Origin of the sequence: Aeromonas sp. s13, from assembly GCF_040907905.1 — a bacterium.
In the GTDB taxonomy this organism is placed as follows: Bacteria; Pseudomonadota; Gammaproteobacteria; order Enterobacterales; family Aeromonadaceae; genus Aeromonas; species Aeromonas veronii.
The window spans coordinates 1-21,306 of record NZ_JBFOCS010000005.1; the positions used below are offsets into that span (position 1 = coordinate 1).

Sequence of the window (21,306 nt, forward strand, 5' to 3'; positions counted from 1 at the left end):
CTTGTCGTCAGATTGATAAGGCCCATGGTGGAGCAGGCCGAGGTGGATGCGGTGATGTCCAACGCCGAAAGCACCCCGCCGCAGGCGTAAGATTTGTTTTAAATAATAAAAAGAGACCGGCTGATGGCCGGTCTCTTTTTATGTAACATATGGGGCATTATTTTTATGACATCGTTTTAAAGAACGCGAACGTCCGATTACGCTTCGCTAATCGAACCTACGAGCTATTTAGATAGCTCTACTGCAATTTTTGGTTAAAAATATATGTAAAACCGCTTTTCCCATCAGTACGACAAAAATGCAAATTATCCAAAGCCACACATATTTCAAAACTGAGTAATGCAACTAGTTTTTGATTTGAAGAGGCCAATGTCATTTTAAATAATGAGTCATCAACCGCAGATAGCCCTATTAATACAGGGTATATGGCTGCCCATATATCAAGTGCCTGTGGCATTACCCTATGAATATCAATGGCAATATTCTTCATATCCATTGAACATAGATGTTCAGGGCTACAAAACATAAACTTTTCGTGAAGTACAGCCCTCAACGGCACATTACCGACCAGTGATTCATCAAGAATATTAGATAACTGCGATGCATAAAACTCGATATCTTCTCGTGCTTGCTGCAAATAATACTGGTCATTCATCTGTTTCTGTAAAGAAAGCTGACGAATCAAAACTACTAACGTAATAAATCCGAGTATTGGTGCATAGATACCTCCAATTGCCGAGCCAAATTCGGCCCATCGAGAGTGGTCTTGTGACAAATCTCCGCCAAATGTATTTACATATAAAGCAACAGGGGAAAATAAAAGTACAAAAACAACAACTATAATAACCCAACCTCTTATAACCATAGCTTAGCCTTTATTAAGACAATGAAGATCAATCATCAAGAAAAAGTACTATCAACTCTCAGGCATTGAAATATATTTTTAATTTACTATTTTCCTGTGCCAATAAAAACGCCCCCCATCTTGCGATGGAGGGCGTTTATTTTCCAGCTATTGGGTCAAGCTGGCCCAACCTTCAGGAATTACAGGGATTCAGCGGTCGCAACCACGTTTTCCACGGTAAAGCCGAATTCCTTGAACAGCAGCTCGGCCGGTGCGGACTCACCAAAGGTGGTCATACCGATGATCTTGCCGCCGAAACCGACGTACTTGTACCAGTAGTCAGCGATGCCGGCTTCGATGGCCACACGCTTGGTGACGGAGGACGGCAGGACGGACTCTTTGTACTCGGCAGACTGGGCGTCGAACACGTCGGTAGACGGCAGAGAGACCACGCGCACGGCACGGCCCTTGGCAGTCAGCTGCTCATAGGCGGCAACGGCCAGTTCCACTTCGGAACCGGTGGCGATCAGGATCAGCTCCGGAGTACCGGCGCAATCTTTCAGCACGTAGCCACCCTTGGCGGTGTCGGCCAACTGCTGGGCAGTACGATCCATCTGGGCCAGGTTCTGACGAGAGAAGATCAGAGAGGTCGGGCCGTCGGTACGCTCGATGGCGTGTTTCCAGGCGATGGCGGATTCAACCTGGTCACACGGACGCCAGGTGCTCATGTTCGGAGTCAGACGCAGGGAGGCGATCTGCTCAACCGGCTGGTGAGTCGGGCCATCTTCACCCAGACCGATGGAGTCGTGGGTGTAAACAAAGATAGCGCGCTGCTTCATCAGGGCGGCCATGCGCAGGGCGTTGCGAGCGTACTCCATAAACATCAGGAAGGTAGCGCCGTAGGGGATGAAACCACCGTGCAGGGCGATACCGTTCATGATGGCGGACATGCCGAACTCACGGACACCGTAGTGGATGTAGTTGCCGGAGGCATCGTCGTTGGTCAGGGACTTGGAGCCGGACCACATGGTCAGGTTGGACGGAGCCAGGTCAGCAGAGCCGCCCATGAACTCCGGCAGCAGCTTGCCGAACGCTTCCAGAGAGTTCTGGGACGCTTTACGGGTTGCGATCTTGGCCGGGTTGGCTTGCAGGGTTTCGATGATCTTGGCGGATTCAGCAGCCCAGTTGGCCGGCAGTTCGCCAGCGGTGCGGCGCTTGAATTCGGCAGCCAGCGTCGGGTGAGCGGCTTCATAGGCGGCGAACTTGGCAGCCCAGTCGGCTTCCAGTGCAGCACCCTTCTCCTGAGCGTTCCACTCGGCAGCGATATCGGCCGGGATAACGAACGGCGCGTGATCCCACTTCAGGAAGGCGCGAGCAGCGGCGATCTCGTCGTTGCCCAGCGGTGAGCCGTGGCAGTCGTGAGAACCGGATTTGTTCGGAGAACCGTAACCGATGATGGTGCGGCAGCAGATCAGGGTCGGTTTGCCGGTCTCGGCCTTGGCGGCTTCGATGGCGGCATTGATGGCTTCTGGGCTGTGACCGTCAACAGCCGGGATAACGTGCCAACCGTAAGCTTCGAAGCGCTTGACGGTGTCGTCGGTGAACCAACCTTCTACGTGACCGTCGATGGAGATACCGTTGTCATCCCAGAACGCGATCAGTTTGCCCAGTTGCAGGGTACCGGCCAGAGAGCAAGCCTCGTGGGAGATACCTTCCATCAGGCAGCCGTCGCCCATAAAGGCGTAGGTGTAGTGGTCAACGATATCGTGGCCCGGCTGGTTGAACTGCTCAGCCATGGCTTTTTCGGCGATCGCCATACCAACGGCGTTGGTGATGCCCTGGCCCAGCGGGCCAGTGGTGGTTTCAACGCCCGGTGCATAGCCGTACTCCGGGTGACCCGGGGTGCGAGAGTGCAGTTGGCGGAAGTTTTTCAGATCGTCGATGGAGAGGTCATAACCGGAGAGGTGCAGCAGGGAGTACAGCAGCATGGAGCCGTGGCCGTTGGAGAGAATGAAACGGTCGCGGTCGGCCCACTTGGGGTTGTTCGGGTTATGTCTGAGGTGGCTACGCCACAGCACTTCGGCGATATCCGCCATTCCCATGGGGGCGCCCGGGTGACCGGAGTTGGCTTTTTGAACGGCATCCATACTCAATGCACGAATGGCATTGGCAAGCTCTTTACGAGAAGGCATCTGAATCTCCTGCGATTGCTTCATTTGATGGCCAAGATTAAGGCGCGTTATTGTCCCAGCAGGGCGCGCGGCGTGCAAATATTATCTGGATGAATAAAGTGGCTTTGGGAGGACAATCGCTTTTCTTGCCCTCTATTGACCAAAGCAACCAGAGAAAAACGTTTGATTTCCATCCCTTTCGGGATAGGAGAGCACCGCTTGTGACCCATTGGACACTACGCGACAAAATAGTGCTGGCAATCACGGGGGGCGCTAATTAAAATAGACGTCCAGATGTAGATACCTCTACACCATCCCATTCATCCGGTTATTGCCGTGGCGATAACCCAGACAAGCTGAGACTCTTATCATGGCAAAGCTGTTTACTTCCGAGTCGGTCTCCGAAGGCCATCCCGACAAGATTGCGGACCAGATCTCCGATGCGGTACTGGACGCCATCCTCAAGCAAGATACCAAGGCCCGTGTCGCCTGCGAGACCCTGGTCAAGACCGGTATGGTCATGGTGGCCGGCGAAGTAACCACCTCTGCCTGGGTTGATATCGAAGAGATCGTGCGTGATACCGTACGTGAAATCGGCTACACCCACTCCGACATGGGCTTCGATGCTGACTCCTGCGCCGTGCTGAACGCCATCGGCAAGCAGTCCCCGGATATCAACCAGGGCGTTGACCGCAGCGATCCGCTGGAGCAGGGCGCTGGCGACCAGGGCCTGATGTTCGGCTACGCCACCAACGAAACCGACGTGCTGATGCCGGCCCCCATCACCTACTCTCACCTGCTGGTGAAGCGTCAGGCTGAAGTGCGCAAGAACGGCACCCTGCCGTGGCTGCGTCCGGATGCCAAGAGCCAGCTGACCTTTGCCTACGACGACGCAGGCAAGATCATCGGTGTTGATGCAGTTGTTCTGTCTACCCAGCACGCCGAATCCATCAGCCACAAAGATCTGGTTGAAGCGGTACGCGAAGAGATCATCAAGCCGGTGCTGCCGGCCGAGTGGGTCAACAAGGACACCAAATACTTCATCAACCCGACCGGCCGTTTCGTTATCGGCGGCCCGATGGGTGACTGCGGTCTGACCGGTCGCAAGATCATCGTCGACACCTACGGCGGCATGGCTCGTCACGGTGGTGGCGCCTTCTCCGGTAAGGATCCGTCCAAGGTTGACCGCTCCGCTGCCTACGCCGCCCGCTACGTTGCCAAAAACATCGTTGCCGCCGGTCTGGCAGATCGCTGTGAAATCCAGATCTCCTACGCCATCGGCGTGGCCGAGCCGACCTCCATCAGCGTCGAAACCTTCGGTACTGCCAAGGTCGCCGAAGAGCTGCTGGTCAAACTGGTGCGCGAGCACTTCGAACTGCGCCCGTATGGCCTGATCGAAATGCTGGATCTGAAGCGCCCGATCTACCAGGCTACCGCTGCCTACGGTCACTTCGGTCGTGACGAGTTCCCGTGGGAGCAGACCGACAAGGCCGAACTGCTGCGTTCCGCCGCTGGCCTGTAAGGCTCGCTGTTGTGATAAAAGGGGAGCCTGGCTCCCCTTTTGCTTATCCGCTATCTGACGAGATGTTGATGTCTGCCACTCCTGCCCAGCTTGTCGCCCTGCTGCAACAACGCGTAGAAGCCTGTTTTGTGCAGGCCGAGGCGCGCCTTGGCCGCACCTTCCCCCGCCCGCGGATCTACTGCAATATGCGGGGCCGAGCGGCGGGATCGGCGCGGCTGCAAACCTGGGAGCTGCGCTTCAATCCCGCCCTCTATCAGGCCAACCAGCAGGCGTTTCTGGATGAGGTGGTGCCCCACGAGGTGGCCCATCTGCTGGTCTATGCCCTGTGGGGTGAAGGACGCGGCAAAAACCGGGTGCTACCCCACGGCCGTCAGTGGCAATCGGTGATGCGGGAGGTATTCGGCCTTGAGCCCAGAACCACCCACAGCTTCGATCTGGCAGTATTGGCCCAGCGCACCGTGCCCTATCGCTGCCTCTGCCAGCAGCATCAACTGTCGATACGCCGCCACAACAAGGTGGTGCGCGGCGAGGCCCGCTACCATTGCCGCCGCTGCAAGCAACCGCTGGAGCGGGAACGGCCGGAGCCAGAGCAGTAAGCCAGCTTGTGTCGCGCCCCTGTGGTAGGGTGCCCGCCATCGTTCGTCAATCACCCCGTTTGCAAGGAATCTCATGCGTTTCATCTCCTCCCTCGCCCTGACCCTGCTGGCCGGTTTGCCGCTGCTCAGCGCCCCCCTGCACGCCCAGACCTTTCGCGAAGCCAAGCAGGATCTGGTGAAGATCTATCGCAGCCAGCCTGCGGTCACCACCTTCTACTGCGGCTGCGACATCGACTATCAGGGCAAATCGATGCGCCCGGATCTCGCCAGTTGCGGCTATGAGCCGCGCAAGCAGGCCAAGCGCGCCGCCCGCATCGAGTGGGAACACGTGGTCCCGGCCTGGGAGTTCGGCCACCAGCTGCAGTGCTGGCAGGATGGCGGTCGCAAGAACTGCGAAAAAGCGAGCCCCGAGTTCAACAAGATGGAGGGGGACATGCACAACCTCTTCCCCGCCATTGGCGAGGTGAACGGCGATCGAGCCAACTACCGCTTTTCCGACTGGAACGGCAAGCCGGATCAGTATGGTCAGTGCCAGATGCTGGTGGATTTCAAGGATCGTCGGGTGCAGCCGCCCAAGGGGCCGGTACGGGGCCAGATTGCCCGCGCCTACCTCTACATGAGCCAGCAGTATGGGCTGCGTCTGGCAGCGCAACAGCGTAAACTGTTTGAAGCCTGGGATCGCCAGTACCCGGCAGAGGGCTGGGAGTGCGAGCGCAACCGCCGCATCGGCAAGCTGCAGGGCAATACCAATCCCTTTATTGAAAAACAGTGCCAATAACCCCATTTGACCTGGGAGGGGGATCGCCCCTCCTATCATGAAGCCCTTCCCTACTGCCGCGTGAGCCCTGCTCGCCGCAGGATATGAAGGGTTTCCAAGCAAGAGACTGACAAGCAGCCATGCGCATTCCACGTATCTATGAACCGGCCACCCTGCAAGTTGGCCAGACCATCGCCCTGTCGGAAGACGGCGCCAACCATATCGGCCGGGTACTGCGCATGCAGCCGGGCCAGCAGCTCGAGCTGTTCAACGGCGATGGCAATCAATATCCCGCCACCATCGCCCTGGTCGGCAAGAAGTCGGTGGAGGTGACCATCGACAGCTGCGATACCCAATCGGTGGAGTCACCGTTGGCCATCCATCTGGGTCAGGTGATCAGCCGTGGCGACAAGATGGACTTCACCATCCAGAAATCGGTGGAGCTGGGCGTCACTTGCATCACCCCGCTCTTCTCCGAGCGCTGCGGCGTCAAGCTGCCGGCAGACCGCTTGGAGAAGAAGCGCGAACAGTGGCAGAAGGTGGTGATCAGCGCCTGCGAACAGTGCGGCCGCAACGTGGTGCCAGAGGTGCGCATGCCGATAGAGCTGGACGCCTGGCTGGCGGAAGAGACCAAGGAGCTCAAGCTCAACCTGCACCCGCGCGCCGAGTACAGCATCAACACCCTGCCCGTTCCCGAGCACGGCGTGCGCCTGCTGATTGGCCCGGAAGGGGGCTTGTCGAGCGACGAGATCGCCCGTACCGTGCAGGAAGATTTCAAAGAGATGCTGCTGGGGCCGCGGGTGCTGCGTACCGAAACCGCCGCCCTGACTGCGATTACTGCGCTGCAGTGCCGCTTTGGCGATCTCGCTTGATACTATCGGCCGCATCATGCATCGATGCAGCCTCAAGCGGCCGATTACGCTGCGCTAATCGACCCTACAATCCTATCGAGCCATTAAAAAGGAACAGCGGATGACCATTAAACTCGGCATCGTGATGGACCCCATCTCGGCCATCAACATCAAGAAAGATTCCAGCTTTGCCATGCTCGAAGAGGCGCAAAAGCGCGGCTATGAGCTGTTCTATCTGGAGATGAAGGATCTCTACATGGAAGCCGGTCGCGCCTTTGGTACCATGCGCCCGCTGACAGTCAAATATGACTATGCCGACTGGTACACGCTGGGCGAGGTGGTGGATCAGCCCCTCTCCAACCTCGATGTGATCCTGATGCGCAAGGATCCGCCGTTCGACACCGAATTTATCTATGCCACCTACATGCTGGAGCGGGCCGAGGATGAGGGTTGCCTTATCGTCAACAAGCCGCAGAGCCTGCGTGACGCCAACGAGAAGCTCTATACCGCCTGGTTTGCCGAGCACACCCCGACCACGCTGGTAACCCGCCGCGCCGACAAGCTACGCGCCTTCCACGCCAAGCACAAAGACGTCATCCTCAAACCGCTGGATGGCATGGGTGGCGCCTCCATCTTCCGCATGAAGGAGGATGACGCCAACGTCGGTGTGATTATCGAAACCCTGACCGCCCACGGCAGCCAGTACTGCATGGCGCAGACCTATCTACCCGCCATCAAGGATGGCGACAAGCGGGTGCTGGTGGTGGACGGTGAACCGGTGCCTTACTGCCTCGCCCGTATTCCGGCGCAAGGTGAGACCCGTGGCAATCTGGCGGCCGGTGGCCGTGGTGAAGCGCGTCCCCTGAGCGAAGCCGACTGGGCCATCGCCCGCGCGGTGGGCCCGACGTTGAAAGAGAAAGGGCTCTTCTTCGTCGGCCTCGACATCATCGGCGATCGGCTGACCGAGATTAACGTCACCAGCCCGACCTGCATTCGCGAAATTGAAGCAGCCTTCGACGTGCACATCACCGGTATGCTGATGGATGCCATCGAGCGTCGGCTGGGCAAATAATCGCCTGGCAGGCTAATCGGCCTGTTCAGGGGTAACCCTCCCCTGACAAGCCCCAAAACAGAGAGGGTGGCCCGGCGCCACCCTCTCTGTTTCAAGACAATCCGGAAAAGGGCGGGATCTCGCCCAGCCCAAAAAGCGGTTTTTCCCATGGGGATCAACTGCCATAATTGACCTCAAATACCTTTGCACTATTTGGCCTCTATGCAAACACTGCAAAATCACTTCCTGCTTGCCATGCCAAGCCTGACGGATCCCTACTTCGAGCGCTCGCTGGTCTATCTGTGCGAGCACAACGAAGAGGGCGCCATGGGCTTGGTCGTCAACATTCCGGTCGAGATGTCGCTGGAAACCATGCTGACCCAGCTCCAGCTCAACCCGCCCAACAACCCGGAGCTCAAGCAACCGGTACTGCAAGGGGGGCCGGTTCACGCCGATCGCGGCTTCGTGCTGCACAGCTTCCGCCCCGGTTTCAACTCCACCCTGCAGGTGGGGGATGAGATGATGGTAACCACCTCCAAGGATATTCTGGAAACTCTGGGTACGAGCGAGGCCCCTGCCCATTGGCTGGTGGCCCTTGGCTATGCCGGCTGGAGCGCCGGGCAGCTGGAGCAGGAGCTGGTGGATGGCGCCTGGCTGGTGATCCCCCCCAATCCGGCTCTGGTGTTCAAGACCCCCATTCACAAACGTTGGCAGCAAGCTGCCGCCAGCATAGGGGTGAACCCGGTTCACCTCTCCAGCGATATCGGCCACAGCTGAGCGGCTGGCCCGCTCCGCTCTCTATTTCGAGGATTTATCAGTTATGTCATCACGCAGCATCATGGGCTTTGACTATGGCACCAAGAGCATTGGCGTCGCCATCGGTCAGGAGCTGACTGGCACAGCCCAGCCTCTGCGCGCCCTCAAGGCCAACGACGGCATCCCCAACTGGGACGAGATTGAGAAGCTGCTCAAGGAGTGGCAACCGGACCTGCTGGTGGTCGGCCTGCCGCTGAACATGGATGGCACCGATCAGGAGATAACAGTACGAGCACGCAAATTCGGCAACCGGCTGCATGGCCGTTTCGGCAAGCCGGTGGAGTTCAAGGATGAGCGACTCACCACCACAGATGCCCGCGCCCGGCTGTTTGAGCGAGGCGGCTATCGCGCGCTGGAAAAAGGCAGCGTGGACGGGGTATCGGCGCAGTTGATCGTCGAAGCCTGGATGGAAGAGCAGTACAACTAAACCATCAACAGCAAGGCAAGGGTCGCCGCCCTTGCCTTGTCTCGCACTATCCCCTCATTACGCCTGTGATTGTCCCACCACCAGCCCCTCGGCCTCTGTCGGCGTCGCATTCATCATCCGGTTGAGCCAGGGCACCATCAGCCCCATCACCACCGCAATCAGCAGGGTCGCCATCCCGATCTTGCCAAACACGCCGGTGTAGATCGGCAGGGTTTGCAGCGGATCCGTCATCCCTTGCGGCACGGCGGTAAAAGTCGCCACATAGCCTCCCAGCAGGGACGCCATCGCTTGAGTCAGGAACCACATTCCGAGAATGAAGCCCATCAGCCGTTGCGGCACCAGCGCGGCGACCATCGCCAGTCCCAGGGCACTGATCATCAGCTCACCCAAACTCTGGAACAGGTAGATAAGCACCATAAACCAGGGGGAGGTCAGCCCCTGCTCATCGGCAAACCACCAGCCGGATGCCGCCGCCGTCAGAAAGCCCAGCGAGCAGAAGAACATCCCGAGGGTGAACTTGAGCGGCATGGTGAGATCCCGCCCCTTGCTGCCCATCCGGGTATAGATCATCGCGAGTACCGGGCTACCCACCACCACCCAGAAGGGGTTGAGCGCCTGGAAGCTGATTGGGTTGACGCTCATGCCCAGCATTTCGTGGTGCATGTTGTTGATGGCAAAGAAGTTCAGAGACGTCGGCATCTGGGCGTAAAGCACATAGAAGAGCACTGCCTCCAGCATCAGCACGAAGGCCACATACATCTTGTTGCGGCCCACTGTGTCGAGCCTGAATGCCTCGCGAAAAAAGAATATCACCACGGCGATGGTCACCGTCATCAACACCATGTTGGCGATCACCACGTGGTGCATCAGCCAGGCGCAAAAGAAGACCATGGCTACCGAGCCCAATATAACCAGCAGCAGCTTGCTGTAATTCAGTGGCAGGTGATCCGGCTCGGAGCCAATATCCTTGACCATATTGCGGCAGGCAAAGAAGGTAAGCAGCGCAATAATCAGCCCTACCCCGCACAGGTTATAGGTCACGGTATAGCCGTAATGATCGGCAATTACCGGCGCCAGCGAGAGGGAAATAAGGGAGCCGATATTGATCGACATATAGAACAGGGTAAACGCCCCATCCAGCCGCGGATCTTTTGGCTGATAGCATTTTGAAAGCAGGCTGGCCGGATTGGCCTTGAACAGGCAGTTACCAACTGCAATGGTGCCCAGCGCATAGAAAATCAGGTCGGGATTGTAGATAGAGATGCCGGTCATAAAGTAGCCTATCACCAGCACCACGGCCCCCAGCACCATGGTGCGCTTGGTGCCGAGCACATGGTCGCCGACATAGCCACCGACCGAGATCAGACCATATACCAGCGCCGAGAAGGCACCGAAGGTAATAAAGGATTGCTCTTGGGAAAAACCCAGTTGCTGTACAAAGAAAACCGCCAATATCCCCTGCACGCCGTAATAACCGAAGCGCTCCCAGAGTTCGACGAAAAATATCATAAAGAAGGGTTTGGGCTGTTGTAACAACCCTGTGGGTGCTGTTGCTGGACGCATATCAACCTGCCTTTGCTGAGATTTATTTTTATTAATCTGGTGGTGGCTGCCGCACTATTTCTTTGCCCGCCATTGCTATAACGGGGAGCACAGTCAGCCTGCCAATCTGGCTATTTTCGGGTGCACGGGCCCCGTTCGATGAAAGGTGTTTTTCATCTAGCCGGTTTCAATTACGGGTTATCGGGGGATGGTGAGTGGCATCTCCCGGTACAGTTACCGGCTCCGGGTTCTACCTTTGCTGCATCCCTTCACTCAAGCCGGTTTATCAACCTTGATGCTTATTCTCCTCTGCTCCGTCACTCATGGCTGGTGGCTAGATGGACGGGGCATGACACGGCCACAGACGACCTGTGGGGCTGGCTCACTCCGCGCTCTACTGGCTATCACACTGCACAGGCGCTATATAACCCCGCCATTCCAAGGGGTGTCATGCTATATCACTGCAAATACAGGAACTTAATGGTCGATCACACTTCAAAAGTGACCATTAGTGAAGTTTTCTAATGAAACCACATGAATTTTTTTCGTGAAAAGAGCTTCACTCGAGACGTGCAACCAAGGCTAATCTGTGCATAAAGAGAGTTGAATGACACACAGCTGAACCCGAGCTAGGCACTTAAGTCGTGCCAAAGCCCACTCATCCGGGCGATAAAAGCCGGAGCAGATGGCTCCGGCTGCTCGATGGGCACCGTCACGGCCACATTAGCGTGGCGATTCGTCGTTGTAGAGCCGCCGGATCTCGTTGCGCAGCCACATCACCTTGGCATCCTGATTGTGCCGTTTGTGCCACAGCAGGATGAAGGCGATCTCCAGCTGGGCGTAGAGCTTCTCGGGGAGCGGCAGCGGCATGGCGATCAGATTGTCGTGATGCCGACTGGCATAACCACCACAGTAAGAGGGCGCCACCGCAATCAGCTCGTGGCTCGACTGGGAGGCAATATGCAGCGCCTGCTCGAAGCTGGAGACCATGATGGGCACCTCCCGCTTCAGCCCCTCGTCCTCCAGCAGACTGTCGAGGGCCCAGGTATCGTTCGCTTCCCACACCATGCTGATCTGGGGGCAGGCCAAAAAATTCTCCAGCGACCACTTCTGCTGGAGCAAGGGGTGATCCTTGCGCAGGAACACCACCGGGCGATCGGTGAACAGCACCTCGTGATCGATGTAATAAGGCAAGCGGTTGACCTTGGCCAGGGAGCGGCCATGGGTCTCGCGGGCGCAGAAGCCGAGATCCGCATCGCCATTGACGATGTCGTTGAGGGAGTGGTGATCCCACCCCAGCATCCTGACTACCGAGTTGGGGTACTTCTGGTAGATGGTCATGGGCAGATCGCTCAGGAAGCTGATGTAGAAGGGGGACTCCATCACCAGCGTGAAACGGGCACCGTCGGGGATCGCCTCGCTATTGAGCGAGGTGATACTGTCGGTGAGCTGGAACCAGACCTTCAGCTCCTCCTCCAGGGTCAGGGAGAGGTTGGTGGGCTGCAACCCCTGCCGTACCCGCACAAACAGGGGATCGTCAAACCACTCCCGCAATTTGGCCAGAGACTTGCTCACCGCCGACGGAGTGACACAGAGCTTTTTCGCCGCCCCTGCCACACTGCGCTCCTGCATCAGGTACTTGAAGACCACCAGCAGGTTTAAATCGAGTTCACCCAGATTGCGCATATCCCCTCTCATCTTCCATCAGCCCTGCGACCGCGCTTCACGAAGCGCGAGCCATGGTAACAGCCCTCTGACAGCCAGGTAACTGAGCAGTGCCAGCAGCAGAGCGCAGATCAGCATCTCGGACGGAGTAAAGCCAAGTTGGCCCAGCAGCCAGATATAGAGGCCGGAGAGGCTGATCTGCATGATGCAGAGCACGGCGCTGGCAAAGGCCACGTTATGCTGACAACCATCGAGCGCCTCCCCCATCGCTACCCCGAAGCCACAGGAGAAGCCGACACAGACCAGCGCAAACCCCGGCAGCAAAAGATGGATATCGCCCCCCGCCTGCCAGCTGCCGATCAGTGAGCACGCCGCCAGCAGATAGGAGAGATGAGACACCGCCAGCACCTTCTGTTTGCCCAGCCAGCGCAACAGCAGGGGCATCAGAAAGGAGGTGGACATACTCACGCCGGCCATCACCATCATCACGATGGAGTACTGCTCGGTAGTGAAGCCAAACTCCTTCATCAGGATCAGCGGCGAGACGCTGACATAGACCAGAATGGCGGTCACGCTGGCACTGGTCAGCAGGGAGAGCAACATAAAGCGCGGGGAGCGCAGCAGGGCAAAGGGTTGCCCCGCGCTACTCCCCGGTTGCCGCGCCGGACGGGTTTCCTTGAGCAGCAGCAGGTTGACAAGACCGCTGACAGCCGCCACCAGCGCCATCGCCACGAAGATCCCGCGCCAGTCAAAATGGGACAGAATTAGGTAACCGAGCACCGGCGCCAGCACCGGGATCACGCAGATCACCCCGTTGATCATCGAGAGCGCCATCGCCAGCCGCTCCTGACTCAGCACATCCCGCAGCACGGTAAAGGTCATGATATAGAGCGCCCCCGCCCCGACTCCCTGCCAGAAACGGCCGAAATAGAACTGATTTATCCCCTCTGCGCTGCCTGCCACCAGCGAGGCAAGGACAAAAATCAGCGCGCCCCCGAGCACCACCCAGCGCCGCCCGAAGCGATCGGCAATCATCCCCCCCAGCAGCACGGTGGCCGCCATGCCAAACAGATAGATGGAGAAGGCGGTATGGATCTGCGCCTCGCTCGCCTGCAGGGTATCGGCAATCTGGGGCACCGCCACCAGATAGAGATCGATTCCGACCGGATAGAGGGTGATCATCAGAAAAGTGCACAACAGGAATACAGGCATGAACGCTCCATAACAGATTGGCGTGCCGATGCCTGCCAGATCACAGCGACAGGCGAACAGTGGCGGGGCCAAGATGGTGACAAAGGTAGCAACACAGTGCGTCGCAATGGGGGCAACTATATGGGCGCCCAGCGCCCTCACCTAGTGAAGAGATGGCGATCGGTACATTCCAATCAGGAAATATTGTATTGAGTTACGTGCCTAGACGGCCATATTGAATCGAGCAGACTCACTAATAAACCGCGTCACCTCCCGCTCATAGCCATCCCTGCGCAGCACTTTTACCGCCCGTCAGTTATCCGCCTTCTCCCTTGCGGGCGTATAAGCTGTAGGTGCGACGCAATACAGGGAATGTGTATGAAGGGAATGAAGAGAGAAGAGCAGATTGCCGGGCTGCTGGCAGCACTGGAGCAAGTCATTCTGGGCAAGCCGCTACAACTCCAAATAGCCCTGGTCACCCTGCTAGCACGTGGTCATCTGCTGATCGAGGATCTGCCCGGCATGGGCAAGACCACCCTGGCCCACGCGCTGGCGCAGGTGCTGGGGCTGGCATGCCGGCGGATGCAGTTCACCGCCGATCTGCTCCCCGCCGACCTGCTGGGGCTGCAGATTTTTGACCCCCAGCAACAAACATTTCGCTTTCACCCCGGCCCCATCTTCACCCAGGTACTGCTGGCAGACGAGATCAACCGCGCCAGCCCCAAAGTACAAAGCGCCCTGCTGGAGGCGATGGCCGAGGGCAAGGTGAGCATTGAGGGGAATACGCACCCACTCCCCGATCCATTTTTCGTCATCGCCACCCAGAACCCGGCGGATCAGGCGGGCACCTATCCACTGCCGGAGTCCCAACTCGACCGCTTCGCCGTGCGACTCTCGCTGGGTTTTCCACCACGAGAGGCGGAGCGCCAGCTACTGCGGGGCAACCAGCCGACTGACCCGTTGCCCGCCATGCTGGATGCCGCCGAGCTGACTGCCCTGCAAGCGGAAGGTGATGCTATCCATGTTTCCGATGCCACCCTCGACTACCTGCTGGCGCTGGTGCACCAGAGCCGCTTTGATGGGGATCTGCCACAGCCCCTCTCCCCCCGGGCAGCCCAGACCTTGCTGGCGGTGAGCCGGGCCTGGGCGCTGGTGGCAGGGCGGAGCTTTGTCACGGTGGAGGATGTGCAGGCTGTCTTCCCCTATGTGGCCGAGCATCGGCTGCGGGGCAGCTTTGGCGTGCAACACGGCGAAGCCTGTCCCCTTAGCCAGCGGCTGCTGGCCAGGGTCGATCCGGACAATCCCTGATGAGCACCTTGTTCACCCGCTGGCAGCAGTGGCGTGCCCGCTGGCAGCGACGCTGGCTCGACCGCCGCATTCCCCCGGCCCGCCAGATCACGCTGGCTACCCGCAGCCTCTTTATCCTCCCCACCCGCATGGGGCTGCTCTATCTGCTGGTGCTGCTCGCCATCTATCTGCTAGGCACCAACTACCAGAACAATCTGGTACTGCTGGTGGCCTACTGCCTCGGCAGCCTGTTTATAGCAGCCATGTGGCTCACCCACCGCAACCTGCTGGGGCTGGAGCTGCTGGGCGGCCCGCTGGTACTGGGAGAAGCGGGTAGCCAACTTCCTATCCGTATCTCGGTTCAGAGCCCGCGCCCGGTGCTGGCGATCCGTTTTAGCCTCAACGAAGGGAGCCTCTGGCTGGCACAGGCCGACGCTGCGCCCAGCTCAGTTATCCTGCCAGTATCGGGCTCTCGCCGCGGGCCACTGCCCCTTGGTCGATTGCAGGTCGAGAGCCGCTACCCCCTCGGTCTGTTTCGCTGCTGGTCCCTGCTGGACTTGCAACTGGAGGGCTGGCTTTCCCCCAAACCCGCGTTCGGGGCGCTAAGAGGGGAACATGCGACCCAAAGCGAAGGGCATCAGGGCCAGCCCGCACCAGCTCCCCTCGGTGACTTTGATACCCTGCGGACACATCAGGCCGGTGAGCCACTGAGCCGGGTCGCCTGGAAGCAACTTGCCCAGGGGCGCGGCCTGCTGACCAAGCAGTTCCATGAACCACAGCAGGATGACACTCACCTCATGTTGCAGCGGGTCGCGAGTGGGGATCTGGAGCAGCGGCTGGCAGTGCTGGCCTGGTGGTGCGCCGATTACGGCAAGCGGGGCATCCCCTTTACCCTGACACTGGCAAACCAAACGCTGGGGCCCGATAGCGGTGCCGCCTTTGTGCAGCGCTGCCTGCTGGCACTGGCCCAGTTCGATGCCACACCACAGAAGAGCACGCCAGATGCTGCTCGATAACCGCCGCCTGCTGCCACTCATCGCCCTGCAACAGTTGCTGCTGGTCGCGGCGCTCTGGCTCCAGTTGCAGCTCTGGGTGGTGGCGGTAAGCGCCGCTACCCTTGGCGTCCGGGCCATGATGCTGTGGCGCGGCTGGCCGCCCCTCCCTACCCGCGGGTTGGCGCTGCTGGCCATCACAACCGTGCTGTTGCTGGGACTACAGTGGCGTGGCTTGGGCACCCTGCCCGCCCTGATCAATCTGCTCTGGCTCGGCTATAGCCTCAAGATGATCGAGGTACGGCGCGAGCGGGATATCGAGCTGGTGCTTCTGCTCGCCTTCTTTCTTATCGCGCTGGCGCTGGTGCAGCGACAGAGCATCGGCTGGACGGCCGGAATGACAGTAGCGCTCTGGCTGGCAGTGACCGCGCTGGTGGCCGCCATCGCTCCCGAGCAGAAACGGCCTTGGCGCAGCGCGGGCGGCGCCCTGCTGCTGGCGCTTCCCCTGCTTATCACTCTGTTTCTGCTGCTGCCAAGGCTCCCGCCCCTCTGGCAGATGCCCACCACCAGCCGCGCCCTGTCGGGGCTCTCGGAAGAGCTGGCCCCCGGCGATATCAGCGAACTGGTCAACTCCTCGGAACTGGCGTTTCGGGTCACCTTTGCCGATGGCCCGCCCCCTGTCCGCGAGCGCTATTTTCCGGTGATGCGCCAAGAAGTTTTCGATGGCCAGCGCTGGTTGCTGAGCCCCGAGGTCAAAGCATGGCAGCAGACAGTGCCGGTGCAGACCGGGCTCACCCTTCTGGCATCCTCTTCACAAGCCAGTACTCAACTGGCAGATAACCCGTTGCCAGCCGGGAGCTACGAGGTGATCGCCGAGCCCCAGCGCCACCGCTGGGCCTTTGCTCTGAGTGAACCGCGCCTGCTGGCGGGCCCTGTGCTGCTCACCCCTCTCGACACCCTCTATCGACAGGGGAGCGGCGAGGTGGCGATCCGCTATCGCATTGGCCGCGGCGAAGCGCAGCCAGAGAACGACAGCCAAGCCGCCCAGCGCAACCTGCAACTGCCTGGCGGGGGCAACCCGAGAGCGCGCGCCCACGGCCAAGGGCTGGCTGCGCGCTATCCAGAACGCGCAGCGCTGGTCGCCGCCCTGCTCGCGCAGTTTCGCAGCCAATCCTATTACTACACTCTGACCCCGCCACGACTTGGCAGTTACGGGGTGGATGAGTTCCTGTTCGATACCAAGCAGGGCTTTTGCGGCCACTACGCCATGGCGACCGCTTTCGTACTGCGCGCTGCCGGTATTCCGGCACGGCTGGTCACCGGTTATCTCGGCGGCGAGTGGAATCCCAGAGGCAACTATCTGGCAGTACACCAGTTCGATGCTCATGCCTGGGTGGAGTATCTCGATGAAGGAGGAACATGGCGGCGAATCGACCCCACGGCTGCAGTGGCGCCGGAGCGCATTGAAGGCGGCGTGAGGGAGGCGCTGAGCGACGAGTTTACCGCCGCCGACCCCCTCGCTTTGCAGCGTTATCGCAACTGGGCCCTGCTCAATCAACTGCGCTGGTGGGGCAACAATATCGACTACCAGTGGAGTCGCTGGGTGATTGGTTACGATGCGGGCCAGCTCTGGCAGCAAATTGGCCTGCGCTGGCCTGCACTGGCGGGACACACTCCCTGGTTGATCCTCGCCAGCCTGATGCTGGTCGCCCTGCTGGTGAGCCTGCCCCTGCTGTTGCCCGCCCGCCTGCCGCCAGAGCGGCGTATCTGGCAGCCCTTGCTCAAACGGGGCAAACGCAGTGGCTATCCACCCCAGCCCGCCGAGAGCATGGGGGCATGGTGCGAGCGGCTGGCACGGCTGCGTCCCGACCTTGCCCACTCCCTGCTAAAGAGTGCGTGGCTCTATCGACTCTGGCGTTATGCCCCCCTCAGCGAGCGGCAACAAGGGCGCTGCGGGCGCCAGTTACGACGGCGTGTCAGACAGCTCGCCCAGCGCTGGGATCAACAGCCAACGAGTGCGCCATAAAAGAAGGGGGAGCCACCGGCTCCCCCTTCAGGTTTTAATCAAGAGGTTTGACTCACCGCTTGTTATTTTTTGGTCGGATTGTCCCAGATCCCCTCTTCCAGCTGGGAGCGGATCTCGGGGTATTTGTTGGCATCGAAGGTGGGCACCTTGCCCAGCCGGAGCTGGTCGTTGTAATCCTTCGCCAGCTTGATGGCGACGCTGGAGAGCAGCAGGATCGCCACCAGGTTGACGATGGCCATCAGTCCCATGGAGACATCCGCCATCGCCCACACAATCGGCAACTCACCCACGGCACCGAACATCACCATCCCCAGCACGAACACCCGGAACAGCATCAGGCCGCCCTTGTGGTTGTGCTCGAGGAACACCAGATTGGTCTCGGCATAGGAGTAGTTCGCCACGATAGAGGTGAAGGCGAAGAAGAAGATGGCCGCAGCAATGAAGATGTTGCCACCGCTGCCAATCTGGGAGGAGAGCGCCCGCTGGGTCAGCTCGACACCGGTCACGCCGGATCCCGGCTCAAACTGACCGGACATCAAGATGATGGCGGCGGTACAGCTACAGATGACGATGGTGTCCATAAAGACCCCCAACATCTGCACATAACCCTGGGAGGCCGGGTGCGGCGGATAGGGAGTGGCAGTCGCCGCAGCGTTGGGCGCAGAGCCCATCCCCGCTTCGTTGGAGAAGAGACCGCGCTTGATACCGTTGATCATCGCCTGGGAGATGGCATAACCGAGCGCACCCGAGCCTGCCTGCTCAATCCCGAAGGCGGACTTGATGATCAGCATGAAGACATGGGGCAACTCGGTGATGTTCATCGCCACGATCACCAGCGCCAGCAGGATGTAGGCCAGTGCCATAAAGGGCACCACCAGCTCGGCAAAACGCGCGATGCCACGAATGCCACCGAAGATAATCAGGCCGGAGAGCGCCACCAGCGCCAGACCGCTGACCCAGTCAGGAATGCCAAACGCCACCTTCATCGCCAAACTGATGGAGTTGGCCTGCACCGCGTTGAACACCAGACCAAACGCCAGGATCAGGCAGAGCGAGAAGACCACCCCCATCCAGCGCATGCCAAGGCCTTTCTCCATGTAGTAGGCCGGGCCACCACGGTAGTTGCCATCCTCATCCTTGACCTTGTAGAGCTGGGCCAGAGTGCTTTCAACGAAGGCGGTCGCCATGCCGATAAAGGCAATCAGCCACATCCAGAAGATGGCGCCGGGGCCACCCAGATAGATGGCGACAGCCACACCGGCCAGGTTGCCGGTGCCGACACGGGCGGCAAGGCTGGTACAGAGGGCCTGGAAGGAGGAGATGCCTGCGTTGTCCGATTTACGGCTGTTTTTCAGCACGGAAAACATGTGGCCAAAGTGACGGATCTGGATAAAACCCAGGCGGAAGGTGAAAAAGATACCGACCCCGATGAGCAGGTAGATGAGCACGGCTCCCCACATCAGGTCGTTTAGCATCGCAATCAAGGTGTCCATAATTCTCTCGTTGTTATTCACATCCATGGCCAGTCTGCGCTGACCGTTTTCTGTCTGTCGTTTAATTAGCGTTTCGCTAAAGGGGCGGAATCTAGCACAGCGGGAGAGCCCGGAATAGTGATCCCGGTCACGCGAGACACAAAAAACGAACGGTAAAAGCCCATAAAGCTCCATTTAAATCGCAAACTTTCAACAAACTCAATAATTCAATCAGACAGGCCACCATTAAGCCCCATAAGAGAACCTTTTTGATATATCCCTGATGAGCTATGCGAAAACGCAAACGCTTGCATGAAATGGCTTTCAAACGGAGACATTTCGCCAAACGTTTTCGCTGTAATTAAATTTCAAGTACGTAGCGAGATAATTTATGTGATCGACGACACAAATATGGATATTGGCTAAAAAAGTTCAGCTGAAAGCAAACCGGAGCGAGGTCGGAATGAAATGTAAAAAACCTTACTAATCATATAGTTTCAAGCCATAAAACGGGATAACTCAACAGCCTGAATGTTTAACAACCAAGCGTCCCTATTGCAGGATGCAGCACATCAGTATTAATTAGGCAGGCAATGACGATGGGCCGCCCCCATCGCGCTTTTCTGAGCCTGAGGCACCAAGATCCTGTAATTTTATTTCAGAACCACCGTCTCAAGCCCGCAACCCAGGGATTACTCCCTCATTAAGAGATGATATTCGCTATGGCCGATAAATTAACCCAGCTGAAAGCCCTGACCACTGTTGTTGCCGACACCGGTGATATCGAAGCCATCAAACGCTATCAGCCCATCGATGCCACCACCAACCCCTCTCTGGTTCTGAAGGCCTCCGAGATCCCCGAGTACGCTCCGCTGATCGAAGACGCCATCAACTGGGCCAAAGCCCAGAGCCAGGACAAGGCACAGCAAATCATCGACGCGGGCGACAAGCTGGCCGTCAACATCGGTCTGGAAGTGCTGAAGATCGTTCCGGGCCGCATATCTACCGAAGTGGATGCCCGTCTCTCCTTCGATACCGAAGCCAGCATCGCCAAGGCCCGCAAACTGATCCGTCTCTACAACGAAGCCGGCATCAGCAACGACCGCATTCTGATCAAGCTGGCCTCCACCTGGGAAGGGATCCGTGCCGCTGAAGTACTGGAGAAAGAGGGTATCCAGTGCAACCTGACCCTGCTGTTCTCCTTCGCCCAGGCCCGTGCCTGTGCCGAAGCCGGTGCCTTCCTGATCTCCCCGTTCGTAGGCCGCATCCTCGACTGGTACAAGGCCAAGCACAACCGTGACTACACCGCCAGCGAAGATCCGGGCGTGGTCTCCGTCACCTCCATCTACAACTACTACAAGCAGCACGACTACCCGACCGTGGTGATGGGCGCCAGCTTCCGCAATACCGGCGAGATCCTGGAACTGGCCGGTTGCGACCGCCTGACCATTGGCCCGGCCCTGCTGGAAGAGCTGAGCAAGACCGAAGGCGCCGTGGTACGCAAACTGGACTACACCGGTGAGCGCAAGGCCAAACCGACTCCGATGACCGAAGCCGAATTCCGCTGGGAACTGAACCAGGACGCCATGGCTCACGAGAAGCTGGGCGAAGGCATCCGCATGTTTGCCATCGACCAGGGCAAGCTGGAAACCATGCTGGCAAGCCGCCTGTAATCGGTTCTTTTTTCTGATAAAAACCGGGCCCCTAACAAGGGGCCCGGTTTTTTTCATGGGCTTTTTTAGCGCTGTCATAGAGTCGTCACGAAAACGTTTTAATTTCAGATTCGTTATGTTATACGGGTGGTGAAAACGATAAAAACCAAGGAGGGAGCCATGGAAATGTTCAACTTCGATTATGACGAGGTGGTTGAACTCGGTTCGCGTAGCCGCGGGACAACGGGAAAAAAACGTAAATGGCGTGAAATCGAGGCGTTGAAAGACAAACATCGCCTGCAGAAGGAGCTGCAATCCATCGATATCGCCTATGAAGGTCTTACAGACGAGATCGAACTGTAATACCGCCAGACACCTGTAAAAGCGCTCCGCACAGTCGGGGCGCTTTTTTATGCCGCAATCGGATGATCAAGCGGCTTGTCG

Annotated in this window: 18 protein-coding genes; 12 read left to right on the forward strand and 6 right to left on the reverse strand. The window is 58.5% G+C overall.

Features of this window, described 5'->3' with window-relative positions; translation table 11 throughout:
- Positions 1–238: 238 nt before the first annotated feature.
- Positions 239–865 (reverse strand): hypothetical protein, encoded by a 627-nt coding sequence (locus AB5Y82_RS00525; protein WP_128836291.1) that lies wholly within the window; start codon positions 863–865, stop codon positions 239–241.
- Positions 866–1,044: 179 nt separating this feature from the next.
- Complete coding sequence (gene tkt / locus AB5Y82_RS00530) at positions 1,045–3,036, reverse strand: transketolase (protein WP_005338517.1); 1,992 nt, start codon at positions 3,034–3,036, stop codon at positions 1,045–1,047.
- Between the two features lie 349 nt (positions 3,037–3,385).
- On the opposite strand from tkt, the gene metK reads away from it, so the two are divergent.
- The 7 genes from metK to ruvX all read left to right on the forward strand — a co-directional run bounded on the left by metK (position 3,386) and on the right by ruvX (position 9,035).
- On the forward strand, positions 3,386–4,537 hold the full coding sequence (metK, locus tag AB5Y82_RS00535; protein WP_005338519.1) for a methionine adenosyltransferase: 1,152 nt from the start codon (positions 3,386–3,388) through the stop codon (positions 4,535–4,537).
- A 68-nt stretch (positions 4,538–4,605) separates the two neighbouring features.
- Positions 4,606–5,133 (forward strand): SprT family zinc-dependent metalloprotease, encoded by a 528-nt coding sequence (locus AB5Y82_RS00540; RefSeq protein ID WP_139443203.1) that lies wholly within the window; start codon positions 4,606–4,608, stop codon positions 5,131–5,133.
- Positions 5,134–5,206: 73 nt separating this feature from the next.
- Complete coding sequence (locus AB5Y82_RS00545; protein WP_150390383.1) at positions 5,207–5,911, forward strand: endonuclease; 705 nt, start codon at positions 5,207–5,209, stop codon at positions 5,909–5,911.
- A 119-nt stretch (positions 5,912–6,030) separates the two neighbouring features.
- Entirely contained in the window at positions 6,031–6,762 is a 732-nt protein-coding gene (gene rsmE / locus AB5Y82_RS00550; RefSeq protein ID WP_368173518.1) for a 16S rRNA (uracil(1498)-N(3))-methyltransferase, read from the forward strand.
- Between the two features lie 100 nt (positions 6,763–6,862).
- On the forward strand, positions 6,863–7,813 hold the full coding sequence (gshB, locus tag AB5Y82_RS00555) for a glutathione synthase (protein WP_368173519.1): 951 nt from the start codon (positions 6,863–6,865) through the stop codon (positions 7,811–7,813).
- Between the two features lie 201 nt (positions 7,814–8,014).
- Complete coding sequence (locus AB5Y82_RS00560; protein ID WP_005349793.1) at positions 8,015–8,569, forward strand: YqgE/AlgH family protein; 555 nt, start codon at positions 8,015–8,017, stop codon at positions 8,567–8,569.
- Between the two features lie 43 nt (positions 8,570–8,612).
- Positions 8,613–9,035: a Holliday junction resolvase RuvX gene (gene ruvX, locus AB5Y82_RS00565; RefSeq protein WP_005343821.1), complete on the forward strand. Its 423-nt coding sequence runs from the start codon at positions 8,613–8,615 to the stop codon at positions 9,033–9,035.
- A gap of 57 nt (positions 9,036–9,092) precedes the next feature.
- Here the strand turns inward: ruvX and dtpB are convergent, their stop codons facing one another.
- The 3 genes from dtpB to AB5Y82_RS00580 all read right to left on the reverse strand — a co-directional run bounded on the left by dtpB (position 9,093) and on the right by AB5Y82_RS00580 (position 13,454).
- Complete coding sequence (gene dtpB, locus AB5Y82_RS00570) at positions 9,093–10,598, reverse strand: dipeptide/tripeptide permease DtpB (protein ID WP_368173520.1); 1,506 nt, start codon at positions 10,596–10,598, stop codon at positions 9,093–9,095.
- Between the two features lie 702 nt (positions 10,599–11,300).
- Complete coding sequence (gene yidZ / locus AB5Y82_RS00575) at positions 11,301–12,263, reverse strand: HTH-type transcriptional regulator YidZ (protein ID WP_179903310.1); 963 nt, start codon at positions 12,261–12,263, stop codon at positions 11,301–11,303.
- A gap of 18 nt (positions 12,264–12,281) precedes the next feature.
- Positions 12,282–13,454, reverse strand: coding sequence for an MFS transporter (locus tag AB5Y82_RS00580; RefSeq protein WP_179903309.1), 1,173 nt, complete (start codon positions 13,452–13,454; stop codon positions 12,282–12,284).
- Positions 13,455–13,820: 366 nt separating this feature from the next.
- Between AB5Y82_RS00580 and AB5Y82_RS00585 the strand changes: the two genes are divergently transcribed.
- From AB5Y82_RS00585 to AB5Y82_RS00595, 3 genes are read left to right on the forward strand one after another with little or no spacing between them, the layout of a single operon-like run.
- The gene (locus tag AB5Y82_RS00585; protein WP_149153457.1) at positions 13,821–14,741 is read left to right on the forward strand and encodes a MoxR family ATPase; all 921 of its coding nucleotides are present in this window, start codon (positions 13,821–13,823) and stop codon (positions 14,739–14,741) included.
- Positions 14,741–15,736, forward strand: a complete 996-nt coding sequence (locus AB5Y82_RS00590; RefSeq protein ID WP_368173521.1) for a DUF58 domain-containing protein — start codon at positions 14,741–14,743, stop codon at positions 15,734–15,736. The genes AB5Y82_RS00585 and AB5Y82_RS00590 overlap by 1 nt, the downstream gene beginning before the upstream one ends.
- On the forward strand, positions 15,723–17,738 hold the full coding sequence (locus tag AB5Y82_RS00595; protein WP_149153419.1) for a DUF3488 and transglutaminase-like domain-containing protein: 2,016 nt from the start codon (positions 15,723–15,725) through the stop codon (positions 17,736–17,738). The genes AB5Y82_RS00590 and AB5Y82_RS00595 overlap by 14 nt, the downstream gene beginning before the upstream one ends.
- A 62-nt stretch (positions 17,739–17,800) precedes the next feature.
- Here AB5Y82_RS00595 and AB5Y82_RS00600 read toward each other — a convergent pair whose 3' ends face one another.
- Positions 17,801–19,231 (reverse strand): sodium:alanine symporter family protein, encoded by a 1,431-nt coding sequence (locus tag AB5Y82_RS00600; RefSeq protein ID WP_013724018.1) that lies wholly within the window; start codon positions 19,229–19,231, stop codon positions 17,801–17,803.
- A gap of 701 nt (positions 19,232–19,932) precedes the next feature.
- Between AB5Y82_RS00600 and tal the strand changes: the two genes are divergently transcribed.
- Both tal and AB5Y82_RS00610 read left to right on the forward strand, forming a co-directional pair.
- Entirely contained in the window at positions 19,933–20,883 is a 951-nt protein-coding gene (gene tal / locus AB5Y82_RS00605) for a transaldolase (protein ID WP_139409993.1), read from the forward strand.
- Positions 20,884–21,042: 159 nt separating this feature from the next.
- Complete coding sequence (locus AB5Y82_RS00610) at positions 21,043–21,225, forward strand: DUF3545 family protein (protein WP_005338547.1); 183 nt, start codon at positions 21,043–21,045, stop codon at positions 21,223–21,225.
- The last annotated feature ends 81 nt before the right edge of the window (positions 21,226–21,306 follow it).